This window comes from Bacillus sp. GMs2/2 (genome assembly GCF_050172095.1).
GTDB classification, from domain to species: domain Bacteria; phylum Bacillota; class Bacilli; order Bacillales; family Bacillaceae_G; genus Bacillus_A; species Bacillus_A cereus.
On the sequence record NZ_JBNLYE010000014.1, the window covers coordinates 1 to 14,722 of the forward strand.

A 14,722-nucleotide genomic window follows, 5' to 3' on the forward strand; every position below is an offset into this window, starting at 1 on the left:
GTACAATGGCTCGAGATATTGTTTCAATAGTAGATGCAATAATTGAATCCTAATGAAGCTTATGTGGGTGAAAAATACATTCAAAATAAAAAATACAGACGTTTAGTAAATTTTAAATACTTTCTCAAATAATCAATTGATGGAGGATAAAACTGTGAAACATCTAAGGAAATTCTTAAAAAGGCTTTTTATCCTACTTTTTATTTTCGTTCTTATTGGTATAGGTATACTATTTGGTACTGAATACGGTCGGGGTCTTCGGATAACCCTTGCTGAGAGCATACTGACTTCTCAACATCCACAATATGTAAATTATACCTTCTTATCTCAAAAAGAGTTAGATAAATTGGTGGAAATTGTTAATAATCCGAAGTGGGAAAATAGTGATAATGGAGTATATGAAAAAGTAGCAGAAAAAAGATTAAAAGAATTAAAAAAACAACCTTTAAAAATCGATGTTGAAACCATTAAAAGTAACAAATCTAGTCGTTTTCATTTTGAAGGGAAATTAGTGACCATTAGTAATCCTTTCAATGTTAAACTTGTTACCCACCAAGGTACCCAGGGGAAAGACAAGGGGGAAAAAATTAGCGTAATGGCAAAAAGGAATGATGCTATTGTTGCTGTGAATGCGAGTGGATTTGCTGATGAAACTGGTAGAGGTGGGGGAAGTGTAGCAAGCGGAATTGTAATAGAAAATGGAGAAATTATTGATACAGGACACGATAAGGATTCTCCTGCCATCATTGCTGGATTAACTAAATTTGGTCAAATGATAACTGGAAGTTACTCTCCACACCAACTATTGGATAAACATGTTGTATCCGCAGCAGGATTTATGCCACAGCTCATTGTAAATGGGAAAAAAATGATAACAGAAGGTGACGGAGGTTGGGGGTCTGGACCACGTAGTATAATGGCCCAGAAAAAAGATGGCTCCATTATGTTCCTAGTTATAGATGGTCGACAGGCACATAGTATAGGCGCCACGTTGAAAGAATGTCAAGATATTTTATATGAAAAAGGAGCTATAAATGCAATGGCCATGGATGGAGGTTCTTCTGCTACCCTATATTTAGGTGGGGAAGTTAAAAATTCACCTTCTACTCTATCTCATGAGGACCGATTCTTACCAAATGCTTGGACGGTAACAGCGAATCCAAAGCAAAAAGTACAAATAAAGATAGATGGAGAAATTACTGATTTGAGTTCATTAAAAGATCTAGACTAATCAAACCGATTCTGGTGCAAAAACATTGGGTGGACAAATTCTCTAGGTGGGACAATTCTGCTCCTTAGAGAATTTGCCCTTTTTATCGTATGTATGACTTCGATTTTAGCTAATGTTTTGTTTTCTAATATTCTAAATATGATTGTTTCCGCTTCAAATGGAGTAATAAAATTATTCTACCGTAGTATTCAAATTAAGCAATTAAATCATAAAAATAGCTCGAAGTATAGAATTTTATTTGGAGGAACTGTATGAGTAAACTTGCTCAAAAATTATTTATTAATATATCAATTATAATCTTTCTTATTTTTACATTGTCATTATTATTAACAAATTATTTTTTACCTAAATATTATTTATATAAAACACGAGAAAAAGTTAATACTGTGACAGCACAAATACAAAATCAATCAAAAGAAAAATTTATGGATAACATTCAAAATATGGAGGAAAATTATAATCTAACTATTGTGTATACACCTATAACCAACAAAGCAGATGATTTGAGCAGGTCTTTACGTGAGGAACTTTCAAAAAAGCGAGTTACATTGAATCGTTTTTGGATTGGAATAGAAAAATTAAAACAAGTAGAAAAAGGTGAAAAAGCCGGTGAACTATATGATCAAGGAAAATTAAAGGCACAATTCTTTGCTAATGTACTTTCAAAAGAAGATATGTTTATTGTGGTAGGGGTATCTATGGCGTACTCAGATGAAATCATAAAGATACTTAATAATTTCAATATTTTTGTTTTTAGTATTGCCATTGTTATAATTATCATTTTAGTATGGATACAATCTAAAAAAATTACGGATCCTTTAAAGCAACTGAGTACAGTTACAAAAGATATTTCAAGCTTAGATTTTAAACAAACTAATATAAAAACCAATGATGAAATTCAAGATCTGGCTGAGAGTATAAATATAATGAGTAATAAACTATGCCAAGCCCATCACGATTTAACTCACAGAAATGAAAATTTAAAAAGAGTTATGGGTGATATTACACATGAATTAAAAACGCCTATTGCATTGATTAAAGCATACTCTCTTGGAATCAAAGATGGGTTAGACGATGGAACATATCTAGATACTGTTATTAAACAAACTGATAACATCTCAAATTTAATTGAAGAACTTTTGAAATTTGCAAAAATAGAACGGAATGAATTAAAAAAAGAACAATTTAATATAGTATCACAAATTCACAATATTTTAGAAGCACATGAAATTGAAATGAAATCCGAAAATATAGATGTATTTTTAAAATATCCACAAGATACGTTACTTATATTTGGTGATAAAGAAAAAATAGAAATGGTTCTTAATAACTTTATTTCAAATGCAATTAGATATACAACAAATCAAAAAATAGAAATTAAGTTAGAGGAGTCTCGTGAACAGTTGTTGTTTAGTATAAAAAATGGAATAGAATTTTCAACTACAACTAAAATCGAGAAAATTTGGGAACCATTTTTTGTCTTAGAAAGCTCTAGAAGTAAAGACATATCTGGAACAGGTTTAGGTTTAGCGATTGTAAAAGGAATATTAGAAATGCATGATTTTCAATATGGCATTTACACTAACAAAGATGAAATAGAATTTTATGTGTATATGCAAAAGGGCTTAGAGTAAATTAATATTGTCTAATTATCAGTGCTAGAATGCAATCATAATAGTTTCTTTCTTTAAAAATTTGCATCTTATCAAAGTTGAAAATATCCTACAGTAGGTGCTTTATGTGTAAAAAGGTAAATATCTCAGAGGATTTTTCGTAACATATATCTCCACTTGGTTGGGAACATATCACATTGACAGGTAATTATGTGTGGAACTTAAACCAAAAAACAAATTTCAATAATCTAAGACCATTACGAGATAAAAATTATATAAAAAAGCAATAAAATAAATAACCGATTCCTTAACGTACAGGAAATCGGTTGTTTTGTGTCCAAATTGTGTCTAAACGTACAATTTTCCCGAAATGATATGGTGACCCCATGCCCATCAACTTAACATTTTGAAGTATCCCCCAAATGAAAAAAATTGCACTGTTAAAGGTAAATATAGAATTAGAATGTAGATTATCAAGAATTAATAATTAGTAAAGTAGAAGATTTTAATAAAAATTGGTAAAATAGTAACCAAGTATTGAAATTAGAAATAGGACTGTGTTAAAAAAGGAGATTCTATACTATGGAGCAAATTATTTCAAACAATAAGAACGAATCTACAGAGATATATTATAAATTATTCTCTATGTTATCTTTGTTAACTTTTCATAAGATCACATCCATTGAAAAGAAAAAGAAAAGCCTTAAGCTTTCCCTTGAAAAAGAATTAAAAAATTTAACAAAGAATAATCCTTATAAATTATAATACGGTTCCCAAAGATTAAACTCTATAAGAGAATTTATAGGATTTTATTAAACCAATATAATCTCATATTAATTTGACCTTAAAAACGCTATTCTTTTTGTAGAAATATACAGAAAGGGTGGCGTTTTTTATGAATCTTTCGATTCAAGGTGAACTACAATCATTTGCTGAAGAGTTGCATCAACATCTTACTCCCTCATTTTTAGAGAATCTTGCTAGGGAACTAACTTTTGTACAACGAAAGCGTAAATTTTCAGGTCATGATTTAGCTATTATCTGTGTCTGGGTTAGTCAACGTGTTGCGAGTGATTCATTAGTTCGACTGTGTAGTCAACTTCATGCTGTTACAGGAACTCTTATGAGTCCAGAAGGACTCAATAAACGTTTCAATAAGAAGGCGGTTTGCTTTTTAAAACATATTTTCTCCACATTATTAAAAAATAAAATTTGTGAAACATCATTGATTCCAAGCTCTTCAATCACCTATTTTCAACGGATTCGTATTTTAGATGCAACGATTTTTCAAGTACCAAAACATTTAGCTAATGTGTATCCTGGGTCAGGTGGTTGTGCACAAACAGCGGGTATAAAGATTCAATTAGAATATGATTTACATAGCGGACAGTTTTTAAATTTTCAAGTTGAACCGGGGAAGAACAATGATAAGACCTTTGGAACAGAATGTTTAGCGACATTACGACCTGGCGATCTATGTATTCGGGATTTAGGCTATTATTCACTGGATGATTTAGATCAAATGGACCAACGTGGCGTGTATTATATATCGCGGCTTAAACTAAATAATATGGTGTATATCAAAAATGAGTTTCCTGAATACTTTCGAAATGGGACAGTAAAAAAACAATCTCAGTACATCAAAGTTGATTTAGAACACATTATGAATACCTTAAAACCAGGACAGGTCCATGAAATAACAGAAGCTTATATTGGAAAGGATAAAAAACTATTTACACGAGTTATTATATATCGATTAACTGAAAAGCAACTTCGAGAACGTAAGAAAAAACAAGTGTATACGGAAAGTAAAAAGGGTATTACGTACTCAGAGAAAAGTAAACGCTTAGCTGGTATGAACATTTATGTTACCAATACACCTTTGGAATGGGTACCGATGGAACAAATACATGATTTTTATTCTCTTCGCTGGCAGATTGAAATTATCTTTAAAACTTGGAAATCCTTATTTCAAATTCATGATTGGCAAAATATCAAACGAGAGCGATTAGAATGCCACATTTATGGAAAACTCATCGCTATTTTTCTATGTTCTTCTACTATGTTTAAGATGCGACAATTAATTTTACAAAAGAAGAAAAGAGAATTAAGTGAATATAAAGCCATTGGAATGATTCAAGACCATCTATACATTCTTTATCAAGCTATACAGCAAAACACCCGAGAAATAACAAGGATTTTAATCCGCTTATTCCATCTTCTACAGAAGAATGGACGAAAATCTCACAGATATGAGAAGAAAACTGTCTTTGATATTCTGGGTGTTGTCTATGAGTATAATGGATTGAGAAAACAAAAGAAAGCTGCATAGTAAAAAAATGAAACCCGTTAGGGTTTATTTAGTATGCCTATTTTTAAGGAAATCAAATATTTTAAGAGCTTTTTAGTTTATATGAAAAAAATTTATTTTATTTCCGTTCTTAAGTTGATGGGCATATATGGTGACCCCTATTATGAGTATTCTAATCAAAGAAGATAAGACGAAGGTTTTTCATTTTTTCCTGGAGAATGTTACAAAAATCAATTAGTAAGGTTAATCCTTCAGGTGGACTAAGAAAACTCGTTGTTATTATACATAAGGTTGTTTTACTAGCACCAAATGATCCAGGTAATCCAAAACGATAACTACTACTAATTTGGCATAATTTGTATTAATACCCCTTTTCGGGGGATGGGCAAAGAAACCCAAATAAAAGGTAGGCACCTCTTATGAAAGAGATGTCTACCTTTTATTGTCCCAAAATATGACGAACTTCCGTAATATCCATATTCGTAAACTTCGCAATATCTTCTATATCCATTCCGTTTTTATGCATGCCACGGATTAATTGTTCTCTTTCAGCTAATTTACCCTTTTCAATGCCTTTTTGTTCGGCATATTTGAATTTAGAAGCTTCATCAATAAGGGCTTTCTGTCTTGCTTCATACGACATACGGAATGCAGGGTCTTGACTCATCTTTTCCCACTTTTGCATCGCATCTTTTAAAATTGGATCTCGATTCATGGCAATCTCCTCCAGCGTATGTGTTAATTGTGTATCCTCATTTGCAGATAATAACAGTAACCATCTTACAAAGGCATCTTCCCATGGATTCACTTGCTCTTCTTTCCATTGATCCATTAATTTCGGAATTTCAATCACATGGAGTTCTAAATCATCTAATAGTAACTTTTGCAACTGAATATCCCATAGCTTTCCTGTTGTATGGAAGTTTTCATACTCAGAAAAGACAGGAAAGTTCAATATATTAATGGTTATCGTTTTTCTAAGTGCATCGTAAGAGTTACCTTTTTGTAACTGGGATGCATATAAGCGACTCCAGTAATACAAGCTACGCTTTAAAAAGTGATGTTGGTCATTGAGTTGTATTTCTACTGAAATTTGTGTCTTATCCTCTAATGTAGCTAGTACATCTAGGATAGACAACTTATCGTTTTCATATTCTCTATGCAGGTGTGGGTCTTCTATTTTCAATTTTTGAATCGGTGAAGATAAAGAAGACGCCAAGATAACATTTAAGAATTGCATTAAAATCTGTTCGTTTCCTCTTGAGCCAAATAATTGTTTAAATGCAAAATCGACTCGTAAATTCACTAAAGGTTGATTCATGGTTAGAGTCACCTTTCTTTTCGGTATTCTATATGTCTATTGTAGCGAAGAGTAAACAGAAGAAGCAACCCCTGAAGATGATGTTGGTCGGTTTTCTTTTTATTAATTAATACGGTATGTAAAATTATATACAAAGTTCAATTATAGGATTCATACCCAACTATTTTTTATAAATTAGTTGCATATTTTGCAAGGCGATCCGCTAAATCATTGAATTCATTACCGCTATGAGCCTTTACTTTTATAAATTGTATATTGATATTCCGCATGTATTTCTGCATAAAATCTTGGTACTCTTGTGTTTGAGGGTTTTTAGCTCTCCAAGCTTTTGTTGCGAAATTTTCAATACCTGTATAGTCATAGTACAAAATCATGTGTTTCCAGCCATTCGCTAAAGCTAATTCTACCGCACGTCTTGCACCCATGAGCTCAGCACCTACATTATGAGTAGCTGTTACATCTGGGTAGGGATAGGCACTGAAATCCTTTAAGTACACTTGGTTTTGAACAATCATCACTAAGCCATATCCTGCAATTTTTCGCTTCATGTTATAACTTCCATCAATATAAACTTCTACGATGGATTCTTGTGAAACACCTGAAGAATGTAACTTTGTTGGCTGTTCTTTTATGTTTTGAGAAGGAGGAGATACCTGGTGCTTTTTATTTTGAATGAGAGTGGATGACAAATATTGTTGTGCTTCTTTTTTAGAAGGAAAAGAGCGGTACTGGGCACCTGAATACCCTTTCACATGCGTCTCACATTCTTTCCAAGAATAAAAAATACCGGTTTCCCTTCCTTTTCGCACAGCATATACTTTCTTTTTCATTCATCTTCCCCCTCATTCCATTTCTAGCCAGCCCTCTTCTTATGTATTATATAACTGAGAACACAAGAATATAAGATTTAAATGTATACTAGGGTTATGTGTTGTATGTTTTTATAAACAATACGGTACGTGAAATTATAGGTGTGGGGGGTGACTATTTACACCTTCCCTGTAAATCTGAATTCTTTGTGATATCATTCCTTTATAATACATTAAAGGAATGGGAGGAAAAAATACATGGAAAATCACCCAAATTGGCAACCTATCCAAAACTTGCCTATCATTGCAAATCTAATTGATGGGCAATCTTCAGATGCTAAAGAACAATATATAAATCTTTTAGAAGCCCGCAACAAACCTCATGTGTTGAATGATGCAATCATACAACGCACCATCCGTGTTTACACGGAACAACTAGAATTTGTATGGATATTTAAAGAACAGCTTTCCAAATGGATAAAAGAAGAGCGTTTAACACCTGTCGAGCAAAGTGAAATTGAACGCCTTCAAGGACAAGTGCAACAATTACACCATACTTTAACCGATATTTTAATTTTAACGGAAGAATTAAAAGAGGGAACCTATGAAAAGGTAATGGAAAAAAGTGATTTGCAACTTGGAATAGAATCTTTGCAAAAGATTAAACGATCCGATTATTGAGAAGAAATGCTTACACAAAAACGGATTCTGCAAGCAAAACGAGAATTTGTACATTTCTAGTAAAAACGTTATAATAGCAACCTAAAATGAATCATTACCTGGAGGTATACATATGAATAAAACAGAACTTATCAAACAAGTTGCCCAGGAAGCAAACTTAACACAAAAAGATGCAACTGCATCTGTGCAAGCTGTTCTGGATCAAATTACACAAGCCCTAACAAAAGGCGACTCTGTACAATTAATTGGATTCGGTACATTTGAGGTACGTGAACGCTCTGCACGTACAGGACGTAATCCTCAAACAGGAGAAGAAATGTTCATTCCTGGAGGAAAAACACCTGCATTTAAAGCGGGGAAAAGCCTAAAAGAGGCTGTAAAATAGATTAACATATATAAAAAGAAGAGGGATTCTTAATCTCTCTTCTTTTTCATATGAACCATTCCTTATTTCACTAAGTACTGTTGCAATTCTTTCATCAGATAATCTGCCCCTTCTGAGCTGACAATAATTTTACCGTTTGCTAATACAAAATTACGTTCTGAAACTTCTCCTGTCACCATGCAAATTCCATCAGGTTGATACTTCTGTAAAACAATTTTCTCTCCGTCTACAAAGATTTCAATTGGTGTTTTAGCCTCTATATCTAAGGTATTCCTTAATTCCCTAGGAAGCACAATACGCCCCAATTCATCGACTTTGCGAACTACTCCTGTTGATTTCATCAAATCTCTCCCTTTTTATCAAATCTATTTTAACAAGGTTTCTTCAAAAATCAAAAACATGAACATCCAGAAATACACACTAACAACTTGTTAGAAAGGTAAATCGTCGTCCGAAATATCAATTGGTTGACCTGAATTAGAGAATGGATCATCATTCTTTTTAAAGCCAGAGTTACTAGATTGATTAAATGAGTTCGAACCTTGATTACCAAAACCAGCTCCTACTGGCTGTTGATTGAATGAATTACGTTCTCCTCCACCACTATTACGTGGCTCTAAAAATTGTACACTCTCGGCAACTACTTCAGTAACATATACACGCTTCCCGTCTTGCCCATCATAATTACGTGTTTGAAGACGACCATCTACACCAGCTAAGCTACCTTTCTTTAGATAGTTTGCTACATTCTCTGCAATTCTTTTCCACACTACAATATTTATGAAGTCTGCTTCTTGCTGTCCATCCTTCTTAAATTGACGGTTAACAGCTAGCGTAAATGTTGCGACCGCAACCCCATTTGGCGTGTAACGCAAATCAGGATCCTTTGTAAGACGACCAACTAAAATTGTACGATTTAAAGACATATGTTTATTTCCTCCCTTAGTTCTCTTTATTTTTTAGGTTCACCAAACCATTCATACATGGCTTGACGACTAATAATCCATTCCTTCCGCTTTCCTTTTGGATGTAAAAAGAATTTGATTAAGCCTTCATCTAACATCCGTTGTAACTCTACTACTTTCTTTTCAGTCATACCTGAAGGGCTGATTTTGTGTTTCAGCGTTTCACGAGGAATTCCCCAATAGAATGATGCTTCACTTGGCGTCATGTACTTCTCAATTTCTTTCATGAATATCTCCTTTGTTGTTTTCCTTTTATGCTATACTGATTAGTGAAGGGAATGTGCTAGATTCCCTTCACAGTACGATACTCATTCAAATACCCTTTGTTTGCTTTTTGCAACAGAGGGTTTTTATTTTTGATACTTAAATCTTGATTCTAAAATAGCCAAACGAATGAGTTTCACTTTAATTTCCTTACTCAAAGATAACCACTCTGGCGTATTAATTTTCATCATTGTTCCCTCCTTTTCTTTACATCATTTTGATTACTATCATATCTCTTTCTAACTCATTGACCTGCAAATGATATGGTGTGCCTGTTGCTTCTAGCGCATTGCAAAACATTTGATAATACTTAAAATTACTAAAATCGAAACCAATTTGACCTCTTGTAAGGAAATGTCTTAAGTCTTGAATTACTTCACCTGACCTCTTTTTCATAGTAATCACTCCTTATCTCTTTTGCTCTTATAAGGTCATTTTAACTCGTATTATCCGACCTTGCAAGGTCTGGGTGTTGAATTTTCTAAATTTTTGTTTTTTATTACAGAAGAATAAGTGCCAATTTATATTAATTAACACGGAAAACTTTAAAATACCATTTGAGGCTCATATACTACCTTAAATAAGGTTTTCATCCATCCGATACTTGTTACATTATGTTCAATGATAAAATTCAATACAGAGCAATCTGAGAACCCGTTTTTATAAGAACTTCATATTTTTGAATAAAATAAAAAAGAGCTGAATATAGTTCTTTCAGCTCATCTATTAATAGCTTCAGTATGCGTACAAGAAGGGAATTGAGAACAACCAAAAAACTTGTTGTCATTTTTCTTTGAATATCGAATCACCAATTGCTGTTTACAAACCGGACATTTCCGTTCTGCTGGCTCAACTTGCTGATACACATCCTCTGCTTTTTGTTCTGGATTTACTTTGTTAATTAAGTTTTGAAGCTCCAATCGATCAATGAGCTTTACCTGACATACTTTTGCTAGTTCTTCAGCTTGTTTTGTAAATACACTATTGGTTACGATCCACGCCTCATCAGCCTTGTAGTATGCTTTTCCTGCGTACACCTCTTGCACAGCTCGAATCCCAACTCGGTTTCTTATTCCGTATCGTTTCGCCTGGATAACAACACGATTTTTCCCTTTTAATATGACGTCCACGCCGTAGTCACAAGAACGCTTTGTAACCTCTGGACGGTATCCAAGTTCTCGAAAGAGAGCCTTTAGATACACTTCAAATTGAAACCCATCCATTTTATCAATGAACTGAATCCCCGACTTTGCCATCCTCTTCAAGATTCGAATTTCATGTATTTTTCTAAAACTCCATTTTAAGATATGAAAGATAATATATAAGCCCATTCCATACAAAAAAAGCTGTAGTATTCCTGGCATCGCTAATGTATTAGACACTTCGTTCCATCTCCTTTTTCTGTATTTGCACCGCTTGTTTCTTTTGCTGTGGTTGCATTTGTTTGTGAAGTTGTTGCTGTTTTTCAGTTGATTGTATGACTACTTTCAGTACATCATTCCAATCTTTCTGCTGTGATGGAAGATGCATTTGAACACGTGGTGTAATCGTTAAAGCTCCCATCTTTTCCGTAAACTCTTTCCCCGCTTTATCATTATCTACCGCGAGGACAATTCGATTCACGGGAAGTCCTTCATCCTTTGCCTCTTTAAATGTACGTAAAACTGTCTTCATCTTCAGCCCATTCATACTAACGAGCCTGGCATTTTGAAGACGGGCTTGTTGTAACGTCCAATAGGAAAGAAGATCAATGGGACTCTCAAAATAATAAATGGATGTTGGTTTTCCAACATCCACTGTAAATCCTGTATGCGGTTTTCCATTCGGTAAGATTTGTTTAAATGAGCCTCGCTTATTCTCCATCTTAACCGTCCCTTGTCGTTCTGCACCTACTATATCCCCGGTTCCACCTTTCTCCCGCCATTTAAACACGACATTTTTCTTTTTATCTTGTGCGATAAGGTTTTGGCCAATCAGCCAATTGACTAATCGGGAGTCAATTTTACGCTCCTGGGTTAAATACTGCTTAATCGCTTGTTTATCCTGGACTTCTAAATGTCCTGGATAGCGAAATGGCTCGTCTTGTTTCGGCTCTTCTTCCTTAGAAGATGTAAAGGTTGGATAATCACCAAGATTCACATCACGGACAGCTTCTTGAAAAGACATGCCATAGTACATTCTCGCAAAACTTATGGCTCCATATCCTTTCTCCCCTCGGCTATTCCATGCATACATATTGTCACGAATTAATAAGCTATCGTGCTCTGTATGTCGGTAGTAGTTTCCCTCTTTTTGAAATTTCTCCCCTTTGGCTTCTAAATACGACAACAAATCCACATCTTTTGCTTTCATGACTTCCTCCTCTGCCAGTCGATATGTCATGTTGGCACCTCCCCTTGTTGTGAATGGTTTCAAGAATAAAAAAAGAGAACTGTTTGTATCAGTTCTCTACATTATTTACCGAATAAAAATTTCAATCGTTTCTCTTGTGTACTGTAAGATAACCGAGCATCAAATTTCTTCCCTGTTTTTTTGGCTTCAAACCCTTTAATTTGATCCGTCATATTTTTTTCTAATAATTTGATCACATTGCTACTACTAATTTTCTTTCCAGACACGACTCCTGGAATAATGAATTCACAAGTCTTCTTATACTGTTCACATAAGTAGTTTGTTTTCCCTACAATCACTCGGCTCTTACACAGCGGACATTTCCCTAGCGTTCGATCTTCTATTGTTGGAAAACGAAACTTTAATCCCTCTTTATCCAAATAAAGTGCCGCCGTAAATTCACCCTTTTCCCCTTTAAATCCTTGAATAAAGTCTGAGCATTGTCCTTTCAAGATCTTCTTCATTTGAGAAGGAGGAATCGCTTTTTCTTTGATTTTGGCTGGCAACATGAACTTACAGCCATTTTTATATTCTGTGCATCCGAAAAATGTTTTCCGATGAAGAATATCCCCTTTTTTACAGTCTGGACACTTCCCAAGAGACAGCTCTTCTGTCGTCGGAAACTGGAATTGCACTTTCCCTTCTCGTAGCACCAAATATGCTGAAAACTCTTTCTCACCGGATTTAAAGCCTTTTAACAGATCCGTTTTCTTGCTTTCAAATAGCTTTTTTATTTGTGCTTCAGGAATCGCTTTTTCTTTAATTTTCTTTGGCATACGGATCTCACACTCAGGATAGTTACTGCACCCATAGAAGTTTCCTTTATGAAGGATTTTCCCCTTTTTACATGGACAACGGCATACTTCAATTTGTTGATTCCAATTCAAAATCATTTCATCCGCTACTTTTTCTTCTGTTTCTCCCAGCTTCGCAACCGTATCTTTCACAAAAGTATTTGTATTTTCCACAAACTCACCGTATGGCATTTCTTTCTTTTCGATCATATGAATCATCCCTTCCATTTCAGCCGTATAAGCTGGATTTTTGATTTCATCTATCGGAAATTTCTCTACAAATGCACGACCAATTTTCGTTGTACGAATCTGGCCATTAGTAACTGTGATGTAATTTCTCGTTGCAAGCTTAGGAATGAACGTCTCTTCTGTTGCGACTGTTCCAATCCGTTTTCCTTTCATTAACTCTTTTAAATGGTCATCATCTAATTTACGACCGGCGGTCTCCATAAACGTTAGAATGGAACTTTCAGTATGAAATGCTGGTTTCTTTGTTTTCGACTGAACTAAGTCATGTTTTACGATTTGGAATGAGTCTCCTTCATATAAAAAAGGGATTTGAAAGCTTTCCACAGAACCTTCTTCCATGTCCTCATGAAATACGCTTAAAAATCCCTTCTCTTGAAGAACTTTCTCTTTTGTACTATATGTGTTTTCCTCTTGATCCATAAACTGTACCTCACGTACCAAATAAACAGCCGGTGGCATAAAATTCCCAATAAATCGTTTCACAATGAGGTCATATAATTGAATTTCTAATGGTTTTCTATTGGTCCCGTCATATGGTTTTGTTGTCGGGATGATGGCAAAGTGACTATCTACAAGTTCATCGTTAAAAGTGGCATGTTTTTCTGTAATGGTATGCGTATCTACAAGTTGCACCAAATCCGCATAATTGGTAGACTGCAAGGCTTGGAATACTTCTTGTACTCTGCCTACCTTTTCCGTTGGCAAATGCCTGGACGATGAACGAGGATACGAAATCCAACCTTCTTCATATAAACTCTGAATATGTTTTTTTGCGGTCTCTGCACTCACTTTCAATTTTGAATGTGCCTCTTTATACAAATCCGTCAGGTTATATAACAATTTTGGTTTCTTTTTTCTGGTACTCTCCTTAAACTCCGTTACCGTTAATGCTGTACCAACTAATTTAGCACCGAGCTTTTGCAAAGGAGTCGGATCTAATAATTGGTCTTCTGTCTTCATGATTGCCTCTAAGCCATTGTCTGTGATGAGCTTCAAATTATAGTAGGTTTGTTCTCTATAATTCTCTATTGCTACTTCACGTTGCCAAATCTCATGTAACAGACACATTTGCACACGCCCCGTTGCCAATAAGAATTGATTTTTAGCAAGTTTCGTTGTACACCCTCTCGTCACATTCATTCCGAGAAGATAGTCCAGGTATTGCCTTGCTTTTGCGGAGTTTGCAAGTCCGTCATAGTGTTCTCCTGGCTCTAATCGATTCAATCCAGCCTCTAATTCTGCTGGTTCATAAGAAGAAAGCCAAAGACGAGATTGTCGTTTATTTACGCCCGCATACTCATACATTTCACGATAAATCAGCTCACCTTCACGGTCTCCATCACAAGCGTTGACCACATGATCTACATCTTGACGCTGTAATAGCCCTACTAGTGTATTGATTTGTTCAATATAATCTGGTTTTACCTTATACTCTGGTTCTACTAATATAGGTAAATGTTCAAACTTAAATTCTTTGTATTTTTCATCCATTTCTTCTGGATGCTTCAGTTCTAATAAATGACCCGAACACCAACTAATAATATATTCCTGGTTTTCAAAGTATCCATAATACGGTTTACTCCCCATATGTTTTTCTGCATTTCGAAAACGTGGTGATTTTAATAATTCATATGCAACTTTTGGCTTTTCCGCAATAAATAATGTTTTCCCCATTGTCTATTCCTCCTCATGTATGTAAACATATTCG

At 34.5% G+C, this 14,722-nt stretch carries 15 protein-coding genes; 6 read left to right on the plus strand and 9 right to left on the minus strand.

All coding sequences use genetic code 11. From position 1 onward, the window contains the following. Positions 1–154: 154 nt before the first annotated feature. The 4 genes from ACQGS6_RS04220 to ACQGS6_RS04235 all read left to right on the plus strand — a co-directional run bounded on the left by ACQGS6_RS04220 (position 155) and on the right by ACQGS6_RS04235 (position 5,176). Complete coding sequence (locus ACQGS6_RS04220) at positions 155–1,231, plus strand: phosphodiester glycosidase family protein (RefSeq protein ID WP_426964894.1); 1,077 nt, start codon at positions 155–157, stop codon at positions 1,229–1,231. A 251-nt stretch (positions 1,232–1,482) separates the two neighbouring features. After that, on the plus strand, positions 1,483–2,865 hold the full coding sequence (locus tag ACQGS6_RS04225) for an ATP-binding protein (RefSeq protein ID WP_426964895.1): 1,383 nt from the start codon (positions 1,483–1,485) through the stop codon (positions 2,863–2,865). A 561-nt stretch (positions 2,866–3,426) separates the two neighbouring features. After that, the gene (locus ACQGS6_RS04230; RefSeq protein WP_231009079.1) at positions 3,427–3,609 is read left to right on the plus strand and encodes a hypothetical protein; all 183 of its coding nucleotides are present in this window, start codon (positions 3,427–3,429) and stop codon (positions 3,607–3,609) included. Between the two features lie 130 nt (positions 3,610–3,739). Further along, on the plus strand, positions 3,740–5,176 hold the full coding sequence (locus tag ACQGS6_RS04235) for an IS4-like element IS231E family transposase (protein WP_426964896.1): 1,437 nt from the start codon (positions 3,740–3,742) through the stop codon (positions 5,174–5,176). Between the two features lie 418 nt (positions 5,177–5,594). Here the strand turns inward: ACQGS6_RS04235 and ACQGS6_RS04240 are convergent, their stop codons facing one another. Further along, the gene (locus ACQGS6_RS04240; protein ID WP_087994886.1) at positions 5,595–6,476 is read right to left on the minus strand and encodes an Rpn family recombination-promoting nuclease/putative transposase; all 882 of its coding nucleotides are present in this window, start codon (positions 6,474–6,476) and stop codon (positions 5,595–5,597) included. Positions 6,477–6,643: 167 nt separating this feature from the next. Continuing rightward, positions 6,644–7,306, minus strand: coding sequence for a viroplasmin family protein (locus ACQGS6_RS04245; RefSeq protein ID WP_426964897.1), 663 nt, complete (start codon positions 7,304–7,306; stop codon positions 6,644–6,646). A 237-nt stretch (positions 7,307–7,543) separates the two neighbouring features. Between ACQGS6_RS04245 and ACQGS6_RS04250 the strand changes: the two genes are divergently transcribed. Together ACQGS6_RS04250 and ACQGS6_RS04255 are read left to right on the plus strand one after the other, a co-directional pair. After that, the gene (locus ACQGS6_RS04250; RefSeq protein WP_426964898.1) at positions 7,544–7,966 is read left to right on the plus strand and encodes a hypothetical protein; all 423 of its coding nucleotides are present in this window, start codon (positions 7,544–7,546) and stop codon (positions 7,964–7,966) included. Positions 7,967–8,078: 112 nt separating this feature from the next. Then, positions 8,079–8,351, plus strand: a complete 273-nt coding sequence (locus ACQGS6_RS04255; RefSeq protein WP_002205087.1) for an HU family DNA-binding protein — start codon at positions 8,079–8,081, stop codon at positions 8,349–8,351. Positions 8,352–8,413: 62 nt separating this feature from the next. On the opposite strand, the gene ACQGS6_RS04260 is transcribed toward ACQGS6_RS04255, so the two are convergent. The 7 genes from ACQGS6_RS04260 to ACQGS6_RS04290 form a co-directional block, all read right to left on the minus strand. After that, positions 8,414–8,692 carry an AbrB/MazE/SpoVT family DNA-binding domain-containing protein gene (locus ACQGS6_RS04260; protein WP_002205089.1) on the minus strand — a complete coding sequence of 93 codons (279 nt, stop codon included), beginning with the start codon at positions 8,690–8,692 and terminating at the stop codon, positions 8,414–8,416. A gap of 90 nt (positions 8,693–8,782) precedes the next feature. After that, positions 8,783–9,277 carry a single-stranded DNA-binding protein gene (gene ssb, locus ACQGS6_RS04265; protein WP_426964899.1) on the minus strand — a complete coding sequence of 165 codons (495 nt, stop codon included), beginning with the start codon at positions 9,275–9,277 and terminating at the stop codon, positions 8,783–8,785. A gap of 26 nt (positions 9,278–9,303) precedes the next feature. Next, positions 9,304–9,543 carry a hypothetical protein gene (locus ACQGS6_RS04270; protein ID WP_002205092.1) on the minus strand — a complete coding sequence of 80 codons (240 nt, stop codon included), beginning with the start codon at positions 9,541–9,543 and terminating at the stop codon, positions 9,304–9,306. 244 nt (positions 9,544–9,787) lie between these two features. Beyond that, complete coding sequence (locus ACQGS6_RS04275; RefSeq protein ID WP_426964900.1) at positions 9,788–9,976, minus strand: hypothetical protein; 189 nt, start codon at positions 9,974–9,976, stop codon at positions 9,788–9,790. 323 nt (positions 9,977–10,299) lie between these two features. Beyond that, entirely contained in the window at positions 10,300–10,962 is a 663-nt protein-coding gene (locus tag ACQGS6_RS04280) for a restriction endonuclease (RefSeq protein WP_426964901.1), read from the minus strand. Continuing rightward, positions 10,955–11,962 carry a DUF3991 and toprim domain-containing protein gene (locus ACQGS6_RS04285; protein WP_426964902.1) on the minus strand — a complete coding sequence of 336 codons (1,008 nt, stop codon included), beginning with the start codon at positions 11,960–11,962 and terminating at the stop codon, positions 10,955–10,957. The genes ACQGS6_RS04280 and ACQGS6_RS04285 overlap by 8 nt, the downstream gene beginning before the upstream one ends. A 71-nt stretch (positions 11,963–12,033) precedes the next feature. Continuing rightward, positions 12,034–14,688, minus strand: coding sequence for a DNA topoisomerase (locus ACQGS6_RS04290; RefSeq protein WP_426964903.1), 2,655 nt, complete (start codon positions 14,686–14,688; stop codon positions 12,034–12,036). Between the last annotated feature and the right edge of the window lie 34 nt (positions 14,689–14,722).